We start from the raw sequence: 13,234 nt of genomic DNA on the forward strand, positions 1-13,234 counted from the left end.
GACGAGGTCACCGTAGGGTCTTGGCCTGTGGGTACTCCGGGATGGATGCCGCCGACGGAGACCGAGCGGCGGCTGTATGAGGCAACGGCACGTGGGGACGGGGACGGACAGGTCGCGGCGATCGCCGGTGAGGACCTGTATCTGGCGGTGCCGCAGCAGGGGCAGGAACCACTGCCCGTCTACGACGATCCGGCGGCGGGCGGTAAGTGCATTCCCGTGCTGACGCGCGGCATGCTGCCGCCGTGGGAACCGCAGCGGTTTTTCGACCGGGTCTCGGTCGAGGAGCTGGCCCAGGACTGGCCCAACGACAAGTGGCGACTGGCGGTCAATCCGGGCACCCCGTTCGTCGCGTACCTGCTCGCCACGCCCGCCCACCGCGCCGGCTGGCTGCAGGTCCGGGCGCAGGTCGGGGTGCGGCCGGGCGGGCTGCTGGTCACCCACTTCGGGGGGCCGCTGCACGGTCCGGTGGCGCAGGGGCTGGCCTGCGGCGCGCCGCTCGCGGTGCACCACAGCGTGCCGTGGAACGAGTTGGGCACGGCGTTCCTGGACTACTCGACGGACGCGGAGACGCTGCGCGCGCAGTGGTCGGTGGGTGATCCGGCGAGCTGGCAGCAGCGGTTCGACCAGCTGCTCGACGGGCAGTTCGTGCCCGCGGAGACGGAGGCGGCGCTGCGCGCCCGTGCCGCGGAACCGAGCACGGAACCGGACGGAGAGCCCGGCGGGGACGCGGCGGCCGCGGTCCCGGAGCTGGTGGAGCGTTACGAGGAGCGGTTCCGGACCGACGGACTGCTGCCGCCCGACGGGCGGGTGGGCTCGCTGGCCGCGCTGGACCTGGCGCACGCGGTGGGCCTGGTCCGCTGGGGCCTGGGCGCCCGGCTGTGCGCGCCGCCGCAGGCCGAGCAGGCGGTACAGCGGGTGGCGGCCCGGGCCGCGGAGGTCTACGGGTCGTGGGAGGAGTTCGCCGCGGGCTACGCGCTGGGGCGGGCGCTGGCGTTCGACAACGGCTGGTTCGGGCCCGCGTACGCCGAGACGGCGCACCTCCACCGGGTGCTGACGCAGGACCCGGCGTCCCCGTGGCGAGGGCTGCCCTTCGGCTGACGGAGCCGGCGCACCGGCCGCCGGGCGCCCGGGCACCCGCGCCTCGCGGGTCGCCGCCGCGCCGGGGGATGATGCAGGCCGGGCCCCGGACGATGCGGGGCCGGCACGGCACAGAGGACGGATACGACATGGGCGGGAGCGGTATGCGGGACGTCGCGTGGCGACGGGCCGGGGCGTCGGGGGTCCGGCATGGGCGCTGAGACCGCGTCGTCCACGGCTCCGGCACGGACCGGCGCCGGGCGCCCGGCCCGCCGGCCGGCCTGGCGGCGGTACCGCACGGCGCTGCGCCGGACGCCGCTGTCCGTCTGGCACGGCGATCTGACGGACTACGCGGCGAGCCTGACGTACTACTCGGTGCTGGCGCTGCTGCCGTCGGCGATCGTCACCATCTCGCTGATCGGGCTCGCCGATCCGGCCGGCACCGAGCAGCTGATCAATCACCTCAGCTCGATCGCGCCGGCCGAGTCGGGGGCGACGGTCCGGCACGCGCTGGTGGTGATGGCGCATCAGCGCACCGCGGCCTGGGTGGTGGTGGGCGGCGCGGCGGTCAGTGCGCTGTGGTCGTCGTGCAGCTATCTGGCGGTGTTCCGGCGGGCGCTGCACGCCATGCACCGGACGAAGGACGACCGGCCGCCGTGGCGGAAGGCCCCGCGGATCCTGGTGACCGCGCTGCTGCTGATGGCGCTGCTGATCTGCAGTGCGGTGGCGCTGCTGGTGAGCGGGCCGGTGGCGACGGCGCTGGGCCAGACGTTGGGGTTCGGCGAGGCGGGCGGGGCACTATGGAACGTGCTCCAGTGGCCGCTGCTGCTGGTGTTGGCGACCGTGCTGGCGATGGTGCTGTTCCGCTCCGGGCCGCCGAGTTCCCGCGGGGTGCGGCGGGCCGTTCCGGGCGGGGTGCTGGCGGTGCTGCTGTGGCTGGTGTCGTCGGCCGGCTTCGCGTTCTACGCCTCGTACGTCGGCACCTTCAACCGGCTGTACGGGTCGCTGGCCGGGCCGGTGGTGTTCCTGATCTGGCTGTGGTTCTCCAACCTGTCGCTGCTGTCGGGGGCGCAGTTCAACGTGGAGCTGGCGCGGGCCGGGCGGGTCGTCCGGCAGCGCGGCCCGAGCTGACGGCGGCGACGCCGAGGACGGACCGCGCCCGACGGCGGCCGGCCGGTCAGCGGGCGCCGTGCCCCGCGGCGATCTCCTCGATGCGACGGGCCAGCCCGAAGTCGAGGTGGGTGATCCGGCCACCGACGCTGTGGGTGTTCACCGAGACGCCCAGCGTGTTGTAGCCCAGGGTCAGCTCGGCGTGGTGGCTCAACTCCTCCTGGATCTGGGCGATGTGCATGACCATCGCGGCGGCCTGGAAGTGCCGGTCGAAGCGGTAGCCGCGGTGCAGGAGGTCGCCGTCGGCGGTCCAGCCGGGGAGTTCGCGGAGCCGGTCCTGGATCTCCGTGTCGTCGAGGGGTGCCACCTGTGCGCTCATCGTGCTCGCCTTCCGCCGGGTGCCGTGCGCCGCCGTTGAGGTGCGACGGTTCCAGCCTGTCACGTCGGGGGCGGTTTCGCGCCCGTCCACGACGGGAGGACGGGGACGGGCGGACGAACGCGGACGGGGACGGGCACGCGGGCGGGGCTTCCGGGGGCGGGCAGGCCGCTCGAGCCTGCCCACACCCGAAAGTTACCGCTGGCAACTTCAGTCGTTCGACTACCTTCCCCCCATGACGACAGCCACGGCGTCCACGCCGGAGACGACGGGTGTGGGCACCCTGTTGCGGGAATGGCGCGACCGGCGCCGGATCAGCCAGCTGGAACTGGCCCTGCGCGCCGACTCCTCCGCCCGCCACATCAGCTTCATCGAGACCGGCCGCGCCCGCCCCAGCCAGGAGATGGTGCTGCGGCTGGCCGAACACCTCGACATTCCGGTCCGGGAGCGCAACGCCCTGCTGATCTCGGCCGGTTACGCCCCCGCCTTCCCGGAAACGCCCCTGGACGACCCGTCGATGTCCGCGCTGCGGGCCGGGATGGAACGGCTGCTGACCGGCTACGACCCGTATCCCGCCCTGGTGGTCGACGGCATGTACCACGTGCAGGCGGCCAACCAGGGCGTCGGCGTACTGCTGGAAGGCGTCGATCCGGCGCTGCTCGAACCGCCGTTGAACGCCATGCGGATCACCCTCCATCCGCGCGGCATGGCCCCCCGCATCCGTAATTTCCTGGAGTGGCGGGAGCACCTCTTCGCCCAGCTGGACCGGCAGTTGGCGCTGATGCGGTCCGCGCCGCTGCGGGCGCTCCACGACGAGCTGCGCTCCTACCCGCTGCCGGACGGCGGGCGGGAGACCGCGGCCGGCGGCGACCATCCGCCGTTCGCCCTGCCGCTGCTCATCGAGCACCGCGGCAGGACGCTGTCGTTCCTCTCCACCATCGCCACCTTCAACACGCCGATGGACGTGACCGTTTCGGAACTGGCGCTGGAGGCGTTCCTGCCCGCCGACCCCGAAACGGCCGAGCACCTGCGCAACGTGGCGGGGTGAGCGCGGCTCACATCGCCGGCACCCGGTCCAGGAAGCCGCTCACCGACCGGATCCGGCCGTCCTCGGCCAGCCGTACCACGTCGAACCCGGCGACCGGTGCCGTGCCGTCGGGCGCGACCAGTTCCCAGCCGAACCGCGCGATGTCGTGGTGACCGTCCACCGCGCCCAGCGGCCGGAAGACGAAGCCCGGGAACTGCTGGTGCGCCCCGGCGATCGCCGCCGTGAGCCCGTCGTGCCCGGCGACCTCGGCCAGCGGGTCGGTGTAGGTGGCGTTCTCGGTGAACGCCGCGGCGACCGCCTCGGCCCGCTCGCCCGCCTCGGTGGCGTTCCACGCCGCGAGGTACCGCTCGGCGGCGGCCGCGTGGTCGATGGCCTGCTCCGGGGCGCCCTGCTGCACGTTCTGCGTCATCGCGAACTCCTGGTGGTATCCGTGTCCGGTGTCCATGGCGTGGTGCCTGTGGCCGGGCCACGGGCCGGAGTGCGCCGGCCCGTGAACCGATGCCTGAACTCTGCCGGAGGGACGATCAGGGCGCGATTACGTGCAAGGTAATGCCCCTGGTCGCGGGGTGCGGCCAGGGGCATCGGGTCCGGTGGACGGGTGGGCGGGGTGGGCGGGGCGGTCATCCCGCCACGGGGGCGGGCTGCGGCGCCTCCCCGGGTGCCTGCTCCCCCGTCTCCTCGGCCGCGTCCTGTCGGCGTCCGCGGCCCGCCGAGCGACGGGCGGCCATCACCGCGTACACCAGGATTCCGGCGAAGAGGAACAGCACGCCCTGGTAGATCGCCGCGTAGCCGGCGCCGGCCACCAGCCAGAAGGTGAAGCCGAAGGCGACCAGCGCGAGGGTCAGGTCGCGGGCGAAGCGGGCCGGGCGGACCTTGTCGCGGCGGCCGGTGAGCAGGAAGTAGATCTGCGCGCCGGCGGCGAGGAGGTAGGGGACGGTCGCCGAGAAGGTGGTGATCAGCACCAGGATCTCGAAGACGCCGCCGCTGCCGATGAAGTAGTTGATCACGGTCAGGGCGCTGGCCAGCACCGCGGCGGCCAGCACACCGAACGTCGGCACCCCGCGCCGCTTGGTGAGGAACGCCGCCGGGAAGAGACCGTCCTTGGCGGCGGCGTACGGGGACTGGGCGCTCATCAGCGTCCAGCCGTTGAGCGCGCCGACGATGGAGATCACCGCGGCGGCCGCGATGACCGTGCCGCCCCACTGGCCGCCGAACATCGCGTCCACGGCGTCGGAGAACGGCGCCTTGGAGGCGACCAGCTTGTCGTGGGCGACGGTGCCGAAGACCGACAAGGTGCCCAGCAGGTAGACCACGGCGGCGCCGATGGTGCCCAGGACGGTGGCCCGGCCGACGTTGCGCTCGGGGTCGCGGACCTCGCCGGCGCTCATCGCGGCCGACTCCACGCCCACATAGCTGTAGAGCAGGATCGCGGCCGCCGCCGACAGCCCGCCGAGGGTGCTGCCGCCGCCCTCGTGGAACGCCCCGAGCTTGTGCGGGTCGAAGAAGAACATCCCCACGATCGCGATGAACAGCAGCGGCACGAACTTCAGGACCGTGGAGACCAGCTGCACCGCGCCGACGTACCGAGTGCCAGCGAAGTTGGCCAGTGCCGGCAGCCACAGCGCGCCCAGCGCCACCACCAGGTCCATGCCCCGGGAGGCGTGGCCGGGGATGAGCACATGGACGTAGCCGACGGCGGCGACCGCCAGCGCGGCGTTGCTGACCCAGGTCATCGTCCAGTACGACCAGGCGGAGAGGAACCCGGCGAAGTCGCCGAACGCCTCGCGCGCGTAGACGTAGGGCCCGCCGGTGTCCGGATGGCGCTGGGCGAGCCGTCCGAAGACCAGGGCCAGGGAGATCGCCCCGAGGGTGAGGACACCGAAGGCGACCAGGCTGACGGTGCCGAAGGGGGCGACCGAAGCCGGCAGCAGGAAGATGCCGCCACCGATGATGTTGCCCATCACCAGGGCGGTTGCGGTCCCCAGACCGAAACGGCGGTTATGCCGGTCGTGCATGGCGTGGTGGGCCTCTCGTCGTGCGCTGTTCATCCGGGATTACCGGGCGCAGCCATGGTCGGCGACGGGAGGGCAGCCGCAAAATCACCGGGTTTTGTCCCGTGAGGGGGGGTGGCGACCGGCAAAACCTTCGGGCGGCCCGGCCTGGCGCCGCAGGTCGTCCGCCTCCGGTCCGAGCGGCCGGCGCGGCTCCTGCGCACCCGCGCCGCGCGGCGGTTGCGGGCCGTCCGTCTCCCCCAGCCAGCGGCGCAGCACCCGGTGCACCTGCTCGGCACCGGTCAGCACGGCCCCGTCCGGGACCGGCGGGCTCGGCTCCGCGGGCCACAGGAGGAACAGCCGGCTCTGCGGGCCGCCGCCCAGCCCGCCGTGCGAGAGCCGATCTGCTCCTCGAAGGCGTGCACCGCCCCGGTCGCCGGATCGCACACCGAGTTGATCATGAGGTCGGCGACGTACGGGAACCGGTCGGTGCCGCGGACCGCGTCGGCCGCACCGGGCCCGAAGGGCGCCAGCGGATCGGCGCCGACGATCCGTCCGGTGGTGCGCCCCGCGCCGGTCGCCGTCCGCCGTCGCCTCGGGCCGGCCCAGCGCCGCCCGCGCCGCCTCCCGGGCCTCGGCGCCGCCGGCGGTGCGCCCGGCGCGGACCAGGTCGCCCAGGGTCAGGCCGTAGCGGTCCCGGAAGGTCGGACCGGGGCTCTGGCCGTGGTCGGAGAGGAGCACGATGCGGTACGGCCGGGGCGCGCTGCCGCCCCCCGAGGCGGCCCGCGCCGACGCGGTCCTGATCTCCCATCTGCACGCCGACCACCTGCACCCGGCCTCGCTCGCCCGGCTCGCCCCCGGTACCCGGCTGGTCGTGCCGTACGGCGCCCCGGCCGCCGTCCCGGGACTGCGCTGGGTGGCCGCGGCCGGGCACCTGCCGCTGAGGGGCGCGCTGTCGGGAGATGCCGAGCGGCGCGTGCACCGGACGTCGGAGATGCGTCGAGGCGCGCGGACGACGCGACCGCACAGCCCAGGCAGCCAAAGCGGTGGGAACGGCCAGGCAACCGGGAAGCCGGGTAACCGGTCAACCGGTATGCCACACAAGGCCGTCAGCTCTCCTCCAGCACCCGGGACGCCCCCACCGGAAGATCCCACAGGTCCGACCGCGGCCGGCCGGCCGCCGCCCAGGCCGCCCGAATGCGGTGCAGCGGCTCCAACGGTGGTTCCGCGGAAAGCAGGAACGTCGACCAGTGCATCGGCACCAGAACCCGCGCCCCCAGATCCTGACAGGCCCGTACGGCCTCCTCCGGGTCGGTGTGCACCGGCCGCAGCATCCAGCGCGGGTCGTACGCCCCGATGGGCACCAGCACCAGATCGATGTCCCGGTAACGGCGTCCGATCTCCTCGAACCAGTGGCCGTAACCGGTGTCCCCCGCGAAGTGGATCCGCCGCCCGTCGGGGGCGGTGAGCACCCAGCCGCCCCAGAGGGAGCGGCAGGTGTCGATGAGCGTCCGCTTGCTCCAGTGGTGCGCCGGAACGAAGTCGAACCGCACCGGGCCACCGGGCCCGGCCAGTTCCACCGCCTCCCACCAGTCCAGGTCGGTGACCTGCGTGAACCCACGCCGCCGCGCCCAGGTGCCCACCCCCGCGGGAAGCAGCAACGGAACATCGCGCGGAAGCCGCTTCAATGTCGGCGCATCCAGGTGGTCGTAGTGGTTGTGGCTGACGACGACGGCGTCGATCGGCGGCAGATCCTCCCAGCGAACCCCTACGGGGGTGACCCGGGCCGGTGTCCCGAGGATCTTGCGGGACCACACCGGGTCGGTCAGGACGGTCAGCCCGCCGATCCGGATGACCCAACTGGCGTGCCCGACCCAGGTCAGCGCGATGGTCGAGGGCCCGGCGTCCGGCATCGGGCCGGGCTCGAAAGGGAGTTGCTGGATCTGTTCGAGCGTCTGGGGTGCCGGGCGGAGCTTGCCCTCCCGCGCGATCCGGGCCAGCGCACGGACACCGGGCAGCGGCGCGGTCAGCCGATCGGTGAAGTCCCGGGGCCAGGTACGGGGCTCCCCTAGGGGGCGCGGCTCGGCGAGCGGGGGCGGCGCGGTCTCGGGAAGCGCGGCGGTGGCAGCATGCCCAGCCGCTGCCCCCACGGACACGCCCCCGCCGCCTCCGCCTCCGCCTCCGCCTCCGCCTCCAATGTTGGTCCCTTCCGCAACGACGTTACGGTCCCCATCGGGACGGCCCCCATCCTGACGGTGCCCTTCGTGACGGTCGTCGGCATGCGGACCCCGTTGGGCACCGGAGGGTTCGGCACGCGAGGTGTCCCCGTGGGAGGTTTCGTCGAGGGAGCGCCCCGCTGGAGAGCGCTCGGTCTGTTCGGTCATCCAGGAGCTCCATTCGATGGCCGGGCGGAACCGGAGTCACGAGGCGATCGGGCGCGTCGTGCCTGTGGCATAACGGGGCGGACGAGAACGGTGCCGGAGCCCGGAACAGCGGAGTCGGAGGTGGGGGTGGGGGTGGGGGTGGGGGCGGAGTCCACGGCCAAGGCGGGGCGGAGGCAATGGCAAGGTCAAAGGCCGCGCCACCAGCCACGGAACGCAAGCCCGAGCAGCGGCGAAAGGCGCGGAACGAGCGACAGCACACCCCACCGCCCTGACGACACATCAGCTTCCCGCCCTCCCTTCCACATCCGGCCCCCCACCACCCACGAACGGCCCCCCATCCGGCCAAACCCCGTCCCCGCCACCCGCACCCGCCCCTGACGCCGCTCCCGCTCCCGCCACGTATCCCCCGCACCCGTCCTCCCCCGGTCCATCTCCGTCCGCCGGGCCGGAAGCACCACCCCCCAGTTCGGCCAACGCCCACCCCAGTTCCCTCAACCCTTCCCGCACGTGCGGCAGTTCCAGCGGATCCGCCGCTTCCAACACCCGCTGCCGCAACCCCATGTCGACGCCCAGCAGGGCGTCCGCCCCCAGCCGCACCCGCAGGGCGTCCGGATCGTCCTCGAAACGATGACCCCCGCGGGCCGCCCAGCGCGCCAACTCCCGCTCCAACGCGGCCGATCCGGCGATGCCACGAGCGCCGAGCGGACGCCGCAACCGTTCGAGGTCGGCATAGAGATGGCTGCCCGCATGAGGCGGACGGCAGAGCGCCCCCGCCCCGGTGAGCGTGTGGTGCAGCGCCCCCGTGAGCGCCCCGTACACCCGGGCCGCGGTCGCGGTCCGCTCCCGTACGGCGTCCGGCTCGCCGAGCGCATAGGTGACCACATGGGCCAGCGGCCCGGCGAGCGGGGTGTACAGGCGGGCCAGCGTCTGGCACACCGCGTCCCGTAGGAGGGCGCCGCGTCGGGTGCCCGGAAAACGGGCCAGCGCGGCGGGCCAGGAGGCAGGCAGCAGCGCGGCCCGCAGATCGGTCAGCACCACGACCTCGCCGGGCAGCATCTCGGCGGGGCTGAGCACCACCGTGTCATGCGGATCGTGCAACAGATCCCGGCGCGATTCGTCGCTGACGACCCACAGCCCCTCCTCGGCAGCCGCCTCGCACACCTCGTGCAGCTGCTCCGGTGGCGGGCAGGTGCCGGTCGGGTCGTCGACGACGGACAAGACGAGGAGGCGCGGCGTGTCACCGTGCATCCGGGCCCGCCGTACGGTCTCCAGCAGCGCGAACGGATCCGGCAACCCGCCCGACTCCGCCGGCACCGGCGTCACATGGACCGGCCGCCCGAGCAGCCGGGCAGGCGGCGCGTACCACTCGGCGCACGGCCGCGTCAGCAGCACCGCGCCCTCCGTCGCGGCATACAGGGCGAGGAGCAGAGCGGCCGCCCCAGGGGCGGCGAGCACTCGGTCGGCAGGAGTGAACAGTCCGCGGCGCTCCCAGTAACCGCAGGCGGCGGTACGCAGGGGAAGGGAGCCGCCGGGGGGTTCGGGGGCGGCGCGGTCGGCCGCCGCGGAGAGGTGCGCGGCGAGTTCCGGAAGGACCGGCAGGCCCACCGGCGGGGCCGGATCCGGCTCCCGCTGCGGATCCGGTGCGGTCCGCTGCATCCGTACCTCCACTCGACGGCGGCCGGTCGATCGTGGGCCCATCACATGATGAACGGCCCCGACCACCTTCGCAGATCAGGGTGGTGGCGACGGGGGACGACACGTCACCGGAGGGTGACCGCCGCCCCCGAGGCGAACGGCACCCACCCCGACCGAGCACGACCCGCCGCACCGGCCACGACCGAAAGTCACCGAGCGCCACCGGCCGAGACCGGCCGAGACCGCACGACAGCGAACGAGACCACTACCCCTGGATGGAGCATTGCCGCCCGCTCCCCACCGGGCCGCCAAGCCACACGCCTCCTAAACCTCCGCTTCCCGTCCCCCACCCGTCGGCGCCTCATACCGATGCACCTCCACCACGTCCACCACTTCCGACGCCGCCGCTGCCACGCCCCACTCCTGCCGCTCGGTGCCGCGCCGCACCCAGCCCCGGCGCTCGTACAACGCAACGGCCGACGTGTCGGACGTCTTCACCTCCAGTACGAGCCGCAGCCCACGAGCCGCCGCCTCCGCCTCGACGACGGTCATCAACCGCGCCCCGAGTCCGTACCCCCGGGCGCCGGGCGCAACGTAGAGCCGACTGACCTCACGTCCGCACAGCGCGGCATGGCCGAACACCGTCCCGCCCGACTCGACGACCCAGGCAGCCGTCAGCCCATCGGGAGTGAGCCACCGAACCGGATCGTCGGGCCAGTGATGGGGATAGCCGCTGTGCGCGTGCACCTCAGCGAGCACCGCCACACAGGCATCAAGATCGTCATCGTTCCGACGCCGAACCACCCACGACATCCGCTCCTCCACCCTCCCGTACCGACACACAGCCCACGCAGGAAGGCACCGCGGCCTGAAGCAGAACACTCCGCCCGCACCCCACAACACCAGCTGCCGCCACCCCGGCACAGTAAACCGCTCCCAGTAAACCGCTCCCGACAGCCCATCAGCTCCTCCCCCGCCTGCCCCGCCCCTCCCCGGGTACAGATCACCCATGCGCATGCGAAAGCGAACGCTCCTCACCGACCTCGACCGGTGGGCCTTCGACCGGATCGCGAATCGCGAGTGGCCGGGCGCCCAACGCGTCCTGCCCCGACTGACCCGCAGTGCCGACCACGGGCTGCTGTGGTTCGGCGTCGCAGCCGGAGCGGCGGCTCTCGGCGGGCGGCCGGCCCGTCGCGCCGCCCTGCGCGGTGTGGCGTCGCTGGCCCTGGCCTCCGCCACGGTGAACACGCTCGGCAAGCGCTCCGTACGCCGCGCCCGGCCACTGCTGGACGCCGTGCCGATAGTGCGCCGGCTCAGCCGCCAGCCCTTCACCTCCTCCTTCCCCTCCGGTCATGCGGCCTCGGCGGCGGCGTTCGCCACCGGCGTCGCCTTCGAGGACAAGTGGTGGGGCCTGGCCGTCGCCCCGCTCGCCGTCTCCGTTGCGTTCTCGCGGATCTATACGGGAGTGCACTATCCGGGCGATGTGCTGGCGGGCGCCGCACTCGGCGTGGGCGCGGCCTTCGCGGTCCGCGGCATCGCGCCGACCCGCGCCCAACTCGCCCCGCCGGCCCGGCCACGCGCCGAGGCGCCCGCACTGCCCGGCGGACGCGGGCTGTTCGTGGTCGCGAACGCCGGCTCCGGACAACGCTCAGGAACGCGCCCGGATCGCGTAGCGGAAGTCCACGGAGTGCTGCCGCACGCCGAGGTCGTGGTCTCCGGCGGCCCGGACGGCCCCTCCCTGGAGGAAGCACTGGAGAACGCCGCCGAACAGGCCCGAGCGCAGGGCGGCGCGCTGGGCGTGCTCGGCGGCGACGGCACCGTCAACGCGGCGGCCCCGGTCGCGATGCGGCACGGCCTCCCGCTCGCCGTCCTCCCTGGCGGCACCCTCAACCACTTCGCCTACGACCTGGGCATCGAGGCGCGCGCGGACGCGGCGCGCGCCGTCGAGAGCGGCGAGGCCGTCGCCGTTGACCTGGCACGCTTCCGTTGCGCACCGCACCAGGAGGGCCAGTACTTCGTCAACACCTTCTCCATCGGCGCATACCCGGAACTGGTACGGATCCGGGAGCGGTGGGCCCACCGGATCGGGGCCTGGCCCGCCGGAATCCTGGCCGCCTGGGAGGTGCTGCGCTCCGCCACACCACTGAGCCTGGAGATCAACGGCGAACGGCGCGCCGTCTGGCTGCTGTTCGTCGGCAACTGCCAGTACCGCGGCCTGGGCACCGCACCCGTACGCCGGCACGACCTGGCCGACGGCGTACTCGACGTCCGCGTGGTGCACGGCGGCCGCCTGGCCCGCACCCGGCTCCTCACCGCCGCCCTGCTGGGCACCCCGCACAGCTCCCCGGTCCTCGGCGAGGCCCGACTCCCCCAACTGCGCATCGGCGGGCTACCGGACCACACCCCACTCGCCTACGACGGCGAAGTCACCACCATTCCAGGCGAGTTGACCCTGGAAAAGAAAAACGAAGCCCTGACCGTCTACCGCCTCCTCCCCAACTGACCAGCTCAGCACCCAACTCGACAAACCTGCCCGCCGCGGGCCCCTCTCCCGCCCCCTCTCCCGCCCCCCTCTCCCCCGGGCCCCCTCCCCCCGGGGCCCCCTCCCCCACCCCACCCCCTCCACCCTCCCCTAGCGTCCACATCGCAAGACGCATCTCTCGCCATACGAGACCCCCGCGTACCGTGTGGAGCAGTACGCCGCAGGGCACCCGCACCTCGGCCGTGGTTCGCCATGACCTCGTGCGGCAGCCCCCGATGTCGCTGAAGGAGCCGCCCCATGCCGCAGGAATCCGCCGTCTACACCCACGGCCACCACGAGTCCGTACTGCGCTCGCACACCTGGCGCACCGCCGCCAACTCGGCGGGATACCTGCTGGATTCGCTCCTGCCCGACATGCGGATCCTGGACATCGGCTGCGGCCCCGGCACCATCACCGCCGACCTGGCGGCCCTGGTGCCGGACGGTCAGGTCACCGGCCTGGACCACGCACCCGCCATCCTGGACCAGGCCCGCGCCACGGCCGCCGACCGCGGAGTGGAGAACGTCCACTTCACGACCGGCGATGTCCACGCCCTGGACTTCCCGGACGACACCTTCTGCGTGACGCACGCCCACCAGGTCCTGCAGCACGTGGGCGATCCGGTGCAGGCGCTGCGCGAGATGCGCCGCGTCACCAAGCCTGGTGGCATCGTCGCCGCTCGCGATGCGGACTACGCCACCTTCACCTGGTATCCGGAAGTGGAGGGCATGGACGACTGGCTGGACCTGTACCGGCAGGTGGCCCGCGCCAACGGCGGCGTACCGGACGCCGGGCGCCGACTGCACGCCTGGGCGCGCCAGGCGGGCTTCGCGCAGGAGAGCATCACCGCGACCGCGGGCACCTGGTGCTACCAGACCCCCGAGGAACGCGCCTGGTGGTCCGATCTGTGGGCGGAGCGCACGGTGGCCTCCTCCTACGCCAGGATCGCGATCGACGGCGGGCACGCCACCAAGGAGGATCTGACCCGTATCGCCGCGGCCTGGCGGGAGTGGGGCGCTCAGCAGGACGGCTGGTTCGCCATGCTGCACGGGGAAATCCTGTGCCGGGCCTGACGTAGCGTCAGCACGGCA

At 73.4% G+C, this 13,234-nt stretch carries 11 protein-coding genes and 2 pseudogenes; 6 read left to right on the top strand and 7 right to left on the bottom strand.

The window, feature by feature from the left end:
- Positions 1-45 precede the first annotated feature (45 nt).
- Together B073_RS0107365 and B073_RS0107370 are read left to right on the top strand one after the other, a co-directional pair.
- A complete protein-coding gene (locus B073_RS0107365) occupies positions 46-1,098 on the top strand; it encodes a DUF1266 domain-containing protein (RefSeq protein WP_018537436.1) in 1,053 nt (350 codons plus the stop codon).
- Between the two features lie 189 nt (positions 1,099-1,287).
- Positions 1,288-2,208: a YihY/virulence factor BrkB family protein gene (locus B073_RS0107370; protein ID WP_018537437.1), complete on the top strand. Its 921-nt coding sequence runs from the start codon at positions 1,288-1,290 to the stop codon at positions 2,206-2,208.
- A gap of 46 nt (positions 2,209-2,254) precedes the next feature.
- Here B073_RS0107370 and B073_RS0107375 read toward each other — a convergent pair whose 3' ends face one another.
- A complete protein-coding gene (locus tag B073_RS0107375) occupies positions 2,255-2,566 on the bottom strand; it encodes a 4a-hydroxytetrahydrobiopterin dehydratase (protein ID WP_018537438.1) in 312 nt (103 codons plus the stop codon).
- A gap of 232 nt (positions 2,567-2,798) precedes the next feature.
- On the opposite strand from B073_RS0107375, the gene B073_RS0107380 reads away from it, so the two are divergent.
- Positions 2,799-3,611 (top strand): helix-turn-helix domain-containing protein, encoded by an 813-nt coding sequence (locus B073_RS0107380; RefSeq protein WP_063740845.1) that lies wholly within the window; start codon positions 2,799-2,801, stop codon positions 3,609-3,611.
- Positions 3,612-3,618: 7 nt separating this feature from the next.
- On the opposite strand, the gene B073_RS0107385 is transcribed toward B073_RS0107380, so the two are convergent.
- From B073_RS0107385 to B073_RS0107395, 3 genes and pseudogenes are all read right to left on the bottom strand, one after another.
- Positions 3,619-4,020: a nuclear transport factor 2 family protein gene (locus tag B073_RS0107385; RefSeq protein ID WP_051093948.1), complete on the bottom strand. Its 402-nt coding sequence runs from the start codon at positions 4,018-4,020 to the stop codon at positions 3,619-3,621.
- A 211-nt stretch (positions 4,021-4,231) separates the two neighbouring features.
- The gene (locus B073_RS0107390) at positions 4,232-5,626 is read right to left on the bottom strand and encodes an amino acid permease (protein WP_018537441.1); all 1,395 of its coding nucleotides are present in this window, start codon (positions 5,624-5,626) and stop codon (positions 4,232-4,234) included.
- Positions 5,627-5,710: 84 nt separating this feature from the next.
- Positions 5,711-6,364: pseudogene (locus tag B073_RS0107395) on the bottom strand (hypothetical protein); the annotation flags it as partial.
- Here B073_RS0107395 and B073_RS47600 point away from each other — a divergent pair.
- A pseudogene (locus B073_RS47600) lies at positions 6,345-6,533 on the top strand (MBL fold metallo-hydrolase); the annotation flags it as partial. The pseudogenes B073_RS0107395 and B073_RS47600 overlap by 20 nt on opposite strands.
- Before the next feature lie 178 nt (positions 6,534-6,711).
- Here the strand turns inward: B073_RS47600 and B073_RS0107400 are convergent.
- The 3 genes from B073_RS0107400 to B073_RS39385 all read right to left on the bottom strand — a co-directional run bounded on the left by B073_RS0107400 (position 6,712) and on the right by B073_RS39385 (position 10,446).
- The gene (locus B073_RS0107400) at positions 6,712-7,758 is read right to left on the bottom strand and encodes an MBL fold metallo-hydrolase (RefSeq protein ID WP_018537442.1); all 1,047 of its coding nucleotides are present in this window, start codon (positions 7,756-7,758) and stop codon (positions 6,712-6,714) included.
- Positions 7,759-8,265: 507 nt separating this feature from the next.
- Positions 8,266-9,642, bottom strand: coding sequence for an aminotransferase class I/II-fold pyridoxal phosphate-dependent enzyme (locus B073_RS0107405; protein ID WP_018537443.1), 1,377 nt, complete (start codon positions 9,640-9,642; stop codon positions 8,266-8,268).
- Between the two features lie 303 nt (positions 9,643-9,945).
- The gene (locus B073_RS39385; protein ID WP_267881373.1) at positions 9,946-10,446 is read right to left on the bottom strand and encodes a GNAT family N-acetyltransferase; all 501 of its coding nucleotides are present in this window, start codon (positions 10,444-10,446) and stop codon (positions 9,946-9,948) included.
- A gap of 184 nt (positions 10,447-10,630) precedes the next feature.
- Here B073_RS39385 and B073_RS0107415 point away from each other — a divergent pair, with 184 nt between their 5' ends.
- Both B073_RS0107415 and B073_RS0107420 read left to right on the top strand, forming a co-directional pair.
- Complete coding sequence (locus tag B073_RS0107415; RefSeq protein ID WP_018537445.1) at positions 10,631-12,124, top strand: bifunctional phosphatase PAP2/diacylglycerol kinase family protein; 1,494 nt, start codon at positions 10,631-10,633, stop codon at positions 12,122-12,124.
- Positions 12,125-12,400: 276 nt separating this feature from the next.
- A complete protein-coding gene (locus B073_RS0107420) occupies positions 12,401-13,216 on the top strand; it encodes a methyltransferase domain-containing protein (protein ID WP_018537446.1) in 816 nt (271 codons plus the stop codon).
- Positions 13,217-13,234 lie beyond the last annotated feature (18 nt).

The sequence above is a fragment of the Streptomyces sp. MspMP-M5 genome, assembly GCF_000373585.1.
Taxonomy (GTDB): domain Bacteria; phylum Actinomycetota; class Actinomycetes; order Streptomycetales; family Streptomycetaceae; genus Streptomyces.

Bases quoted from the DNA above. Each gene is read 5' to 3' on its own strand.
- B073_RS0107365 (WP_018537436.1), top strand. From the start codon at position 46: ATGCCGCCGACGGAGACCGAGCGGCGGCTGTATGAGGCAACGGCACGT.
- B073_RS0107370 (WP_018537437.1), top strand. From the start codon at position 1,288: ATGGGCGCTGAGACCGCGTCGTCCACGGCTCCGGCACGGACCGGCGCC.
- B073_RS0107375 (WP_018537438.1), bottom strand. From the start codon at position 2,566: ATGAGCGCACAGGTGGCACCCCTCGACGACACGGAGATCCAGGACCGG.
- B073_RS0107380 (WP_063740845.1), top strand. From the start codon at position 2,799: ATGACGACAGCCACGGCGTCCACGCCGGAGACGACGGGTGTGGGCACC.
- B073_RS0107385 (WP_051093948.1), bottom strand. From the start codon at position 4,020: ATGACGCAGAACGTGCAGCAGGGCGCCCCGGAGCAGGCCATCGACCAC.
- B073_RS0107390 (WP_018537441.1), bottom strand. From the start codon at position 5,626: ATGCACGACCGGCATAACCGCCGTTTCGGTCTGGGGACCGCAACCGCC.
- B073_RS0107405 (WP_018537443.1), bottom strand. From the start codon at position 9,642: ATGCAGCGGACCGCACCGGATCCGCAGCGGGAGCCGGATCCGGCCCCG.
- B073_RS0107415 (WP_018537445.1), top strand. From the start codon at position 10,631: ATGCGCATGCGAAAGCGAACGCTCCTCACCGACCTCGACCGGTGGGCC.
- B073_RS0107420 (WP_018537446.1), top strand. From the start codon at position 12,401: ATGCCGCAGGAATCCGCCGTCTACACCCACGGCCACCACGAGTCCGTA.